We start from the raw sequence: 3,367 nt of genomic DNA, 5'->3' as shown, positions 1-3,367 counted from the left end.
CAAACTCCGCGCGCTCGACCCCTTCAAGGACTTCAAAAGGGATAGCGCCGAGCTTAGCCTGAGCGGCTTGCGCTTTCGCATTGTTGTCCGTCACATCTTGTCGGGTCACCCCGGAATGCTGAAAGGTGACGCTCATTGAAATGATCCCACGCAGGGCTTTCAAGCACGCGAGGCGATGTTGTTCAAATTCACTGCGGGCCATCTGCGCTTTAAAGTGCGCGTCTGATAGCTGCACCATGGCAATATCGAATTGCTCTAACAGCGCCAGAAGACGCCAACCAAAGCGCGTCTTGACCGATACCGACTTTTTCACCGGCGCGCGGCTCAAGGTCTCATGATACAAAATGCGAGAGCTATTGCGCTTAGGCAGTACATCGAGCGTGGATTGGCACAGAGCAAACGCCGCGTTGATGGCGCGCTCGATTTCAAGCAAGGCAAAATCCGCGTAGGGATCGTCATGGCGCGCTGCATGCTCCAGTGTCGAGAGACGTTTAAAAAACAACCCAACACCGGGGGCTTTGCTCCGTCTCGATGGATTCCACAGTTTGACGGTTTCGACGCTGTGCAATTGCACCTCGGCGCTGGCCATCAAGCCCCCCATTTTGTTGCTTTGCTGCTTTTTATTGCTCATGCTCTTTATCCCACTTTTCTAATGTTGACTACCATCACAAATTTCAGCCCATATCGCCCCAATGCTCAGTTGGCATTGCTGTGCCACAGCGACTATTTGCTCTTGATTAATCCGTTGGGCGTTATTAATAGGTAGTTGCTCCAATGCTTTCCATAACACATGAATCTGCGAGGGAGGAACGCATCGCTGTCTGAACGCCTCTTTCGGCTTCACCATTTTTCGCCAATGCGAAGACACTTTTCCGTTCACAAAAAAGAAATGCGACAACGCTTTATTGCTGCAGCCAAGTTGCAAAAAAACAATCACCTCATTAGGGATCTCTGAGACTTCCAGGGCATGGCGAAGCGCGTCGATATCGATAGCACATTGGCGTCCACAGATAGTCTGAGAAAGCGCCCTCATTTCAGAAAAAGACTGCTTCTTCAATTGACCTATTAATTTCGCATCAAACCCCGCTGACATCAGTGCCATGTCTTGTCCAGTACAAGCCATATGCGCAAGGTGGCTAAGAACGGCCCAATGCACTTCACTGGTAAGATCGTCTTTTTTCATGTTCATACCCCCTCCAACATCACAAGTGGATTGACCGCGTAGCGAGTTTCCCACGCTTCGGTCAAAGGAAACAAAAAGCCGTTCAGTGTCCTCGTAGAGTCTTGAATTCGCGCTTTGTGTACGTTACGCGCCTCTTTCGTGACGATATGACGCTTTAGAGGTTGCAACCCTTGTTGAACCTCGCTGTAACTGTTGGCTTTGGCGTACTGGCAACGCTCATCGATGAAGGTACGAAAGGCGCCAGGCGAGACCACAAACAAACCTTGTTCAAGGCGATGGAATAACGCGTCTTGACGGTTCACCGGGTGCACGCCGCCTTTAAGGACTGAATCTAACCATTCGTAGAAAGCGCGGCCCAAGTCTTCACCGTGGGTCTCTCTCAAATCTATCTTCTGCAGGAGAGCGTGAGGCTCGCTGGACTCAGGCGTGGACACGGGCTCAGCGTTTAACGCTTCCAACGCGGCTTCATCCTCTTGCTCGATGGGCGATGTAGTCTGCGTCATAGCTGGCTGCATGAAAGCCATAAGGTCATCACTGATGGCGTCACTGTTGAGCGGCGTTTCAATGTGAGTGGTGTCTGTCGTTGGCGCGTCTTCATCCACATGATTGTGTTGCTGAGGTTGAGCAGACGTGGCTTCTCCCTCAGCTTCTCCCTTAACGGGAAGAATGTGTCCCACCAAGCTCTCCAGCTCTGCTTCTGGGGCGAATGTCGGCCAATGCACACAGATAAAGGTAAAGGTTTGGCGCCAGTCAAACTCAGAGAGCAGCACCTCACACTTCCAAATCGCTAGGTCATCGGCATTCGGACGAATGAGTTGGTGTTGCTGCAGCTCGTTAAACAGACGGGAATTGTCCGAAGGGACAGAGGTGATGCCACGCTCAAGCAGCGTGCTGCGTAGACGGTCAGCAATGGGCTTACTCATCAAGTAAAGGAGCTCCCCCTCCACAAAACCTTCGGCGCCTTTTTTGTTCAGTGGGATGGTCGCGCTTTGCAGAAGGTGCGATAAAGTCAGCTTGAGTTGCCCCGCCAGAGACACCGTCGCCCCGCGCGCTTGCTCCGCGGCGAGATTGATCCCCTCTTTGTCGGCACCCAAGTCTTGCGCCACACTGGCCGCGTCCGCTTGCGTCACGATTTGCTCAATGACATTGTCAGGGTTCTTATGACCTGATAGGTACTCAACCATGGTGTGAAACAGGGCTTTGTCGCTGGAGATAGCCAGCATGGCGTCAGAACTGAGCAATTGAGTCAGTAGGGTATGGCCCATATATTGGTGCGTCGAGTACTGGCGTGCTTTGTTGTAACGACAACGGTACGGTCTGTCGATGGCGCCCATCACTGGACTCCAACGCTCCCCCTCCCCGCCTTCTTGATACAACTCGACGTCTACATCATTGATCTTGCCTGAGTCGTGCAGTAGCGCGCATAAAAACACGCCATAGACCCACACGATTTCACGGTGGATCACCTCTTCGGGTGGGGTATTGGGCGGTAATATCGCATTGCGACGCAGGCGCATCGCGTAAATGGCCACATCGAGGCTATGAAGCAGTAAACCGCGCTTACCTGTGTGGTGATAACTTTCTGAAGCAGGGATATCTTGACACCACATGGCGTAGTTCACGACCGTATCGACGACAAACTCAGGCCACACCTCAAACGGCAGCGCAAGGCCGCTGCGTTTTAAGACGCGGAGTTTGTCCTGGATAATCTCGTCGTGTTCAAGCTCAGCCCGAGTGGCAGGCAGCACAAAACCCTCTGGAGCGCTCAGCGCACCAGAGGGAGATACATCGGATTGATTGTGTTGTTCATCTGCGTAAAGCCAATCAATGAACCGTTTAATTGATTGAAACATCTTTATCTTACCTTCTGACCTATCAAAACCACAAATACTGTATGGACATACAGTATCACAAACATTTCGTTGCATACAATGCCGCTCAAAACCGCTTGAGGCAAAAACACTGACCCCTAGGTTTGAACCCATTTCATGCACGAAATAAAAGTAACAGAGACGAAAAAATCAAGGCGTGATAGCCCTGTACTCTGAATATTGGTAGGCGACACAGCACAGTTCGTGCATGACGCTAAGTCGAGCGCGGGGCTCGTCAGGTTTGATAGCACCAAAGCGATGTAGGCTAAGGGCAGTTAAGTATGCTTTCACTTTTTCCGTTTGAACTTGGAAA

General features: G+C 51.5%; 3 protein-coding genes. All 3 read right to left on the bottom strand.

All coding sequences use genetic code 11. From position 1 onward, the window contains the following. Positions 1–631 (bottom strand): PFL_4669 family integrating conjugative element protein (locus AB6E51_RS24015; protein WP_372140267.1); only part of this gene is annotated, 631 nt, incomplete at its 3' end. Between the two features lie 18 nt (positions 632–649). Beyond that, positions 650–1,189, bottom strand: coding sequence for an STY4526/YPO1902 family pathogenicity island replication protein (locus tag AB6E51_RS24010; protein ID WP_372102017.1), 540 nt, complete (start codon positions 1,187–1,189; stop codon positions 650–652). Further along, positions 1,186–3,036, bottom strand: a complete 1,851-nt coding sequence (mobH, locus tag AB6E51_RS24005; RefSeq protein WP_372102018.1) for a MobH family relaxase — start codon at positions 3,034–3,036, stop codon at positions 1,186–1,188. The genes AB6E51_RS24010 and mobH overlap by 4 nt, the downstream gene beginning before the upstream one ends. Positions 3,037–3,367: the final 331 nt, after the last annotated feature.

Origin of the sequence: Vibrio sp. 10N.247.311.47, assembly GCF_041467535.1 — a bacterium.
GTDB lineage: Bacteria > Pseudomonadota > Gammaproteobacteria > Enterobacterales > Vibrionaceae > Vibrio > Vibrio crassostreae_C.
Note: the sequence above shows the minus strand (reverse complement) of the source record. Positions and strands in the feature narration are given on the sequence as shown.

What these genes read in the sequence shown, in the direction of transcription:
- AB6E51_RS24010 (WP_372102017.1), bottom strand. Translation starts at nt 1,189, where the DNA reads ATGAACATGAAAAAAGACGATCTTACCAGTGAAGTGCATTGGGCCGTT.
- mobH (WP_372102018.1), bottom strand. Translation starts at nt 3,036, where the DNA reads ATGTTTCAATCAATTAAACGGTTCATTGATTGGCTTTACGCAGATGAA.